General features: G+C 64.2%; 7 protein-coding genes. 1 reads left to right on the top strand and 6 read right to left on the bottom strand.

Translation table 11 applies throughout. The features are described 5' to 3' along the window. The coding region (locus VNZ93_RS08955) for an EamA family transporter (RefSeq protein WP_325703141.1) at positions 1 to 454 on the top strand (454 nt) is incomplete at its 5' end. Positions 455 to 476: 22 nt separating this feature from the next. Here VNZ93_RS08955 and VNZ93_RS08950 read toward each other — a convergent pair. The 6 genes from VNZ93_RS08950 to chpT form a co-directional block, all read right to left on the bottom strand. Next, complete coding sequence (locus tag VNZ93_RS08950; protein WP_325703139.1) at positions 477 to 1337, bottom strand: protein-glutamate O-methyltransferase CheR; 861 nt, start codon at positions 1335 to 1337, stop codon at positions 477 to 479. Next, positions 1334 to 2404: a chemotaxis response regulator protein-glutamate methylesterase gene (locus tag VNZ93_RS08945; protein ID WP_325703137.1), complete on the bottom strand. Its 1071-nt coding sequence runs from the start codon at positions 2402 to 2404 to the stop codon at positions 1334 to 1336. Before VNZ93_RS08945 ends, VNZ93_RS08950 begins: the two co-directional genes overlap by 4 nt. Positions 2405 to 2492: 88 nt before the next feature. Further along, complete coding sequence (locus VNZ93_RS08940; RefSeq protein WP_325703134.1) at positions 2493 to 2858, bottom strand: response regulator; 366 nt, start codon at positions 2856 to 2858, stop codon at positions 2493 to 2495. A 52-nt stretch (positions 2859 to 2910) separates the two neighbouring features. After that, positions 2911 to 3366 (bottom strand): chemotaxis protein CheW, encoded by a 456-nt coding sequence (locus VNZ93_RS08935; protein ID WP_325703131.1) that lies wholly within the window; start codon positions 3364 to 3366, stop codon positions 2911 to 2913. 4 nt (positions 3367 to 3370) lie between these two features. Next, a complete protein-coding gene (locus VNZ93_RS08930) occupies positions 3371 to 5965 on the bottom strand; it encodes a chemotaxis protein CheW (RefSeq protein WP_325703128.1) in 2595 nt (864 codons plus the stop codon). 152 nt (positions 5966 to 6117) lie between these two features. Next, positions 6118 to 6768: a histidine phosphotransferase ChpT gene (gene chpT / locus VNZ93_RS08925; RefSeq protein ID WP_325703146.1), complete on the bottom strand. Its 651-nt coding sequence runs from the start codon at positions 6766 to 6768 to the stop codon at positions 6118 to 6120. Between the last annotated feature and the right edge of the window lie 116 nt (positions 6769 to 6884).

Below are 6884 nucleotides of genomic sequence, written 5' to 3'. Positions count from 1 at the left end.
CAAGATCGGCGCCTCCACCGGGCATCCCGATGCGCTGCTCGGTTTCACCTTTGCCTTTGCCAGCGCCGTGGTCTGGGCCACCTATTCGGTGATGTCGCGGTTGATCGCAGCGGTGCCGAGCGAAAGCGTCGCGCCGGCCTGCTTCGCCACCGCCCTGCTCGCACTCCTGTGCAACCTGACCTTCGAAGGCTGGGTCACGCCAACGGCGTGGCAATGGATCGCGATGGTGCTGCTCGGCCTTGGGCCGATCGGCGCGGCGTTCATGCTGTGGGATATCGGCATGAAGCATGGCAACGTCGCGTTCCTCGGCGTGCTCGGCTATGCGTCGCCGGTGATCTCGACGTCGCTGCTGATCGCGCTCGGCTTTGCGGCGCCGACCTGGGCGCTGCTGATTTCGGTCGCGCTGATCGTGCTTGCGGCGCGGCTCGCCGCACCGCGCCGGCGGAAAGCCTGATCAAGGCGATCCGGCGAGACTTTCAGGACGCCAGGCTTGCGGCCGGGAAGCGTATCACCTTGTCGGCCACGGGGTCCGCGGGCGCGTACAGGCCGCGCTTGTCCGGCAACGACTTGAAGGCGTGCGTCAGTCCGATGGTGGTCTCGGCGGCCCCGAGAATGAGGTAGCCGCCCGGTGCGATCACGCGCGCAAGCCGGTCGAGCACATCGGTCTTGGTCGGCTGATCGAAATAGATCAGGACGTTGCGGCAGATGATGAGGTCGAACGTCCCGAGCCGCGAGAAATCGGTCAGGAGGTTCAGGGGGCGGAACTGCACCATGGCGCGGATCTGGGGCGCGATCTGCCAAGCTTCGCCGACCTGCGTGAAATACTTGAGCAGCAACTGAATCGGCAGCCCGCGCTGCACCTCGAACTGGCTGTAGACGCCGGCCGTCGCCTTCTGCAGCACCTCGTTCGAAATATCGGTCGCGAGAATCTCGATGCGGAAGCCGTCGAGGACTGCGCCCATCTCCTTGATCGTCATCGCGAGCGAATACGGCTCCTGCCCGCTGGACGCGGCCGCGCACCAGATGCGGATGCGCTTCTGGCGGTCGCGCGCGGCCATCAGCGCCGGCAGGATTACGCTCCTGAAATGCTCGAACGGCACGCGGTCGCGGAAAAAGAAGGTCTCGTTGGTGGTCATCGCCTCGACCACCTCGGTGGTCAGCGTCTCATCGTTGCCGGCGCGCAGACGACGCACGAGTTCGAACAGATCAGGCAGGCCCCTGCGCTGCGCCACCGGCATCAGCCGGCTCTCCACGAGATATTGCTTTTCCGCCGACAGCATCAGACCGGATCGCTGCTTGAGCAGCTTGCGGATGAATTCGAAATCGTTGTCCGTCATGCACGCCTCCCGAAGGCGCGAATGAGCGCGGGCGCGATCTGAGGCAGCGGCAGGACCTGCGAGCACAGGCCTGCCTGTGCGATCGATCCCGGCATGCCCCAGACGATGCTGGTCGCTTCGTCCTGCGCGATGATGTTGCCGCCCGCGGCGACGATGTCGGCACCGCCCTGGGTGCCGTCGGTGCCCATTCCGGTCAGCACGAGGCCGAGCACGCCGCCGCCAAACGCCTCTGCCGCCGAGGAGAACAGCACGTCGACCGCCGGCTTGCAGAAATGGACCGGGGGCGAGTCATCCAGAATCGCCACCGCCTGTCCTTTCGCGCGCGCAATCTTCAGATGCCGATGCCCCGGCGCGACATAGACGCGGCCCGCGCGGATCGGCTCGCCGTCTTCGGCTTCGCGCACGATCCGGCCGGTCGCGCGCGCAAGATGTTCAGCAAGAATGGTGGTGAAGGTCGGCGGCATGTGCTGGGTAATCAGCACCGGCGCCTCGTCGATCACGGGCACGAGCTTGCTGCAGATATCGTTCAAGGCCTGCGGCCCCCCTGTGGAGGAGCCGATCACCAGCACGCGCGGCGTGGCGGCGGACGCTGGCCGCAGCGTGATGGACCGCGGCTGCGTGACCGGTTCTTTCGGATCTGCGATCGGCCGTACCGCCCGGGCGGGGCCCAGGGTCCGGCGCGAGCGCGCACCCAGTTCCCGGATTTTCGCGACCAGCGCCTGCCGGTACGTCTCGCTGGTGATGACGCCCTGCGCGTCCGGCTTCTGAAAGCAATCGAGCGCACCGAGCGACAGCGCGCGCAGCGTGATCTCTGCATTGCGGCGCGTCAGCGTCGACGCCATGATCACCGAAAGGTCGGGCTTCTTCTGCAGGAGCAAAGGCAACGCCGTGATACCGTCCATGTCCGGCATCTCGACATCGAGCACCACAAGATCCGGATTGGTGCGATCCAGATAGTCCAGAGCCTCGCGCCCGGTCCGCAGCGAGGCCACGATCTCGATGGCCGGCTCCGGCTCCAGCCAGCGCCGGAGGAATCCGCGGGCGACCGCCGAGTCGTCGACTAACATCACCCGCAGCGGCGCCGCATACGCTGCCGCCGGCCGGGCCTGTTTCCCTGGACGTGCCGTCACGCTGCCCACAAGAGTGCTGCCGCGCTCAGATCAGTCCGACTTCCTGGAACTTCGCCTCGACGATGTCTCGGTCGAACGGCTTCATGATGTATTCGTTGGCGCCCGCATGCAGCGCGCGTGCGATGTGCGCGACGTCGTTTTCGGTGGTGCAGAACACGACCTTCGGACGCTCGCCGCCGGGCATGCGCCGGAGCGCTTTCAGGAAATCGTATCCATCCATCCGCGGCATGTTCCAGTCCAGCAGGATCGCATCCGGCAGCATGCGGTAGCACTGGTCAAGCGCTTGCTGTCCGTCCTCGGCCTCCATGATCTGAAAGTCCATGCCTTCAAGAATCCGCTTTGCGACTTTGCGGATCACGCTGGAATCGTCGACAACCAGACAGGTCTTCATGGCACCACCCTCATTCGCTTCCCTAGCGGACCGGTCCGCGAGTCCCGCCGCGTCATGCGGCCAATTCCGAGATCTTCAAATCAAGCAGACGATCGACATCGAGCACCACGAGCAGCCCGTCATCGAGACGATGAACGCCGGACGCGACCAGCTTCAGCCGCTCGTCGAGATTGACCGGCACCGGCTCCGCGGTTTCGCTGCTCAGCTTCATCACTTCGCCAACAGCATCGATGACGAGCCCATACGACTCGCCGCCGCTTTCGATACCGACCGCCATCTGCGCGCGTTGCGTCTCACCCGACACGCCGAGCCGGCGCCGCAAATCGATCGCCGTGACAATGCGGCCGCGCAGATTGATCACACCCGCGATATCATCGGGTGCGAGCGGCACGCGCGTCATCTGACTCAGCACGAAAACGTCCTGCACGCGTGCGATCGGAAGGCCGAACAATTGCGCCCCGATCATCACGGTCACGTATTCGGGACTGAGCTGATTGCTGCTTGTCATGACGTCATGCCGCCTGACTGATGATTGCGTCGGCCTGTTCCTTGATCGCGGCAATCAGGCCCTGGCGATCGAACTTGGCGACGAAGTCGTGGAAGCCGGCGCGGCGGACACGCTCGATCATGTCGGGCGTTGTCATCGCCGACAATGCAATCAGCGGGGTTTGCGCGGTCGCGGACTCGGCGCGAAGCACACGCGCAAGCGAGATGCCGTCCATGCCCGGCATCTGCAGATCGGTGACAATCAGATCGAAGGCGCGTCCGCTGCGGATCAGATCGCACGCTTCCTGCCCGCTCGAAGCGGTCGTGACGGCGTAGCCCGCGGCGCGGAGCACCGGGACGAGCATGTTGCGGAAGAAGGCCGAGTCGTCGACCAGAAGAACGTGCCGGCGCGTTCGCTGCGGCGTCGAGGTGACGAGCCAGTCGGCATAGGCGAGCGGAAGATAGTGACCGACATCGACAATGTCGGTTGCCTCTCCCTTGACGATCGCAGAGCCCAGGATGCCAGGGCGTCCATCGCTCACTTCGATCTCGAATTCCTCTTCGACGATGTCGACGATCTGATCGACAACGAGCGCCAACGAACGATCGCCGTCCGAGAACACAAGGAGCGGCTGCGATCCGCTCTCCTTCACCCGGACACAATCCCCCGGGCAGATCAGCGGCATCAGGTGGCCGCGATACTGCACAACATGGCGGCCGCCCGTCATCTCGATGCTGCTGACGTCGATCTCTTCAAGGCGCGTCACCAGCGATAGCGGGACCGCGCGTGGCGCATTCGATCCCGCACGGAAGACCAACAGCGCCGTCTTGTTCTTGTCCTGCGCATGCGGCCCGGCTTCGGCCGCTGTCTCGACGCCGATCACGCCCGCGCGGACGGAACCGAAGGCGGTCGCAATCCCGTTGGGATCGAGAATCATGATCACGGCGCCGTCGCCGAGAATCGTGTTTCCGGTGAACGCGTGGATGTGGCGCAACTTGCTTGCCAGCGGCTTCACCACGATTTCCTCGGTGTGGAACACGCGGTCGACGACGATCCCGAAAAATTCCGGACCGACCTGCGTGACGACCACAAAGCCGGTTTCGGTCTCCTGCTCGGCCGCCTCACCGAGACGCAGGAATTTCCGGAGAAACACCAGAGGCAGTAGCTTGTTGCGCAGACGCAGGACCGGCGTGTCCTTGATGCGCTCGACGCGATGCTCGCCGTCGCCCCGCACGCGCACCAGTTCCATGACAGCGACCTGGGGAATGGCAAAGCGTTCGCCCGCGGCCTCGACGATCAGCGCGGACACGATGGCCAGCGTCAGCGGGATCTTGATCGTGAAGACGGTGCCCTGCCCCGGCACGGATTTCACATCGATGGTGCCGCCGATCTGATCGATGTTGCTTTGTACGACGTCCATGCCGACGCCGCGCCCCGAAATGCTGGTGATGGTATCGGCGGTCGACATGCCGGCGGCGAAGATGAAGCGCTGGATCTGCGCATCCGACATCTTCTCGAGCTCAGCCTCGCTCGCGAGCCTGCCTGAAAGCGCTCTTGCGCGGATCTTGCGCGTGTCGAGGCCGCGGCCGTCATCCAACACTTCGATGATGATATGTCCGCCCTCGTGCCGAGCGGTGAGCCGGATGGTGGCGCGATCCGGTTTGCCTGCGGCGCGGCGCTCCGCTGGCGCCTCGATGCCGTGATCCGCCGAGTTGCGCACCATGTGCGTCAGCGGATCCTTGATCATGTCGAGGACCTGCCGGTCGAGTTCGGTCTCGGCACCGTGCATCTCGAGTTCGATCTGCTTGCCGAGATCGGCCGAGAGGTCGCGCACCAGCCGTGGCAGCTTCTGCCATGCATTGCCGATCGGCTGCATGCGCGTCTTCATGACGCCCTCCTGCAACTCGGCGGTGACATGAGAAAGCCGTTGCAGCGGTACCTTGAACTCGGTCTCGGTCTGGCGGCGCGCCAGTTCCATCAGTTGGTTACGGGTCAGGACCAGCTCCGACACCATGGTCATCAGGTGTTCGAGCGTGTCGACATGGACGCGGATCGACTGACTGACGACCTTGCCGTCCTGCTGGCGCTCCGCAGACTTGTCGGAATCGGCTGGCATGGGCTGCGCCGGTCCCGGTGTCTCGCGGAATGCGCGCTCCAGTTCGCCGAGCGTCGCTTCGCCAGGCTTCAACGGACGTTCCAGCACCTGATAAGCCAGCGTGCCTGAGCTTTGCGCCGCGGCTTGCGGCGTTGCGCTCGCCATCGCGTCAAGCCGCGCAATCAGATCGTCGTCGGTCCCCGACGGCTCGCTCTGGTGCCGCTCCAGCGCATCGAGAATCTCCTTGATGCGATCGAGGGTCGAAAGGATCAGCGAGACAGCGTTCTGCGTGACAGGCATCCCGTCGCGGAATCGTCCCATCAGGCTTTCGGCGGCATGCGCAAGCGTCGCGAGCCGAGGCAGATTCAGGAAGCCGCAGGTGCCCTTGATGGTGTGGACGAGGCGGAAAATGTTGGCGAGGATTTCGGCGTTGTTCGGCTCCTGCTCGAAGCGCACGAGCTCGGAATCGACCGTGTCGAGACTCTCATGGGTCTCGGTCAGGAAATCCCGCAACAACTCGTCCATGGACAAAACGCCTTCCGCGCCGGAAGTGCTCCGGCACCTCACCGTCGACCATGGTAGTGTGTTGGTAACCGTTTAATATTGCGTAAGGGCAGCGCAACAATGCGGCCCGTTAGCGCCGTGTTAACCGCAAAAGATCGGGAAAACGGCGCCCGCTAGCGTGCTGCGACGACGATGACCTCGCCCTCGCTGGCCGCCGTGACAGTCAACCCGCAATCCTTCGCGAGCAGGCTGGTGTAATACGGCTGTACCGCATGCGCATCGATGCTGCCGCCATGCGAGCCGCCGGCGAGCAGGTCCGGCACCGCCTGCGGAACCTTGGCATAACCACCGGTGGCGGCAATCCGGAATGCCATGGTCTCGCCTTCGCCTACCGGATCGACTGTGATCTGGCCGCCGCGCGGAATCGCCTGGCCGGCAATGAGCACCATGTTGAGCAGGAGCTTCACGCGGTTCTTCGGAAGCAACGCGCGAGGAAGATTCCAGGTGATCTTCGTCTTCTCGTCTTCGAGAAAGCCACGCGCCACCTTTTCGGCGTCGCCGAGATCGATCTGCGCGCCAGCGGACCCGGCGGCGCCGAATGCAAGCCGGCAGAATTGGAGCTTTGCGGACGCCTGCCGCACGCTCTTCTTGATCAGGTCCATGGCAAAATCCTTGGTTTCCTGATCGTTTTCGTCCTCCATGACCTCGAGGCCATTGACTATCGCGCCAACAGGACTGATCAGGTCGTGGCACACCCGCGAGCACAACAGAGCGGCGAGGTCCAAAGATTCGATCTTGGCGGGAGACGTCTGGGCATCAGACATCGGAGCGACGGATGCTTGCGCAGCGGAAATGGCGGACATGAATCTGGCTCCGGTCAAAGCGGCGGCGGAACGCGAATCACTCGATCCTGATACAGCCGGCCGCTTGATACACCGCG

The organism is Pseudorhodoplanes sp. (assembly GCF_035565795.1).
GTDB lineage: Bacteria > Pseudomonadota > Alphaproteobacteria > Rhizobiales > Xanthobacteraceae > Pseudorhodoplanes.
Note: the sequence above shows the minus strand (reverse complement) of the source record. Positions and strands in the feature narration are given on the sequence as shown.

What these genes read in the sequence shown, in the direction of transcription:
- VNZ93_RS08945 (WP_325703137.1), bottom strand. Translation starts at nt 2,404, where the DNA reads ATGTTAGTCGACGACTCGGCGGTCGCCCGCGGATTCCTCCGGCGCTGG.
- VNZ93_RS08940 (WP_325703134.1), bottom strand. Translation starts at nt 2,858, where the DNA reads ATGAAGACCTGTCTGGTTGTCGACGATTCCAGCGTGATCCGCAAAGTC.
- VNZ93_RS08930 (WP_325703128.1), bottom strand. Translation starts at nt 5,965, where the DNA reads ATGGACGAGTTGTTGCGGGATTTCCTGACCGAGACCCATGAGAGTCTC.
- VNZ93_RS08935 (WP_325703131.1), bottom strand. Translation starts at nt 3,366, where the DNA reads ATGACAAGCAGCAATCAGCTCAGTCCCGAATACGTGACCGTGATGATC.
- VNZ93_RS08950 (WP_325703139.1), bottom strand. Translation starts at nt 1,337, where the DNA reads ATGACGGACAACGATTTCGAATTCATCCGCAAGCTGCTCAAGCAGCGA.
- chpT (WP_325703146.1), bottom strand. Translation starts at nt 6,768, where the DNA reads ATGTCTGATGCCCAGACGTCTCCCGCCAAGATCGAATCTTTGGACCTC.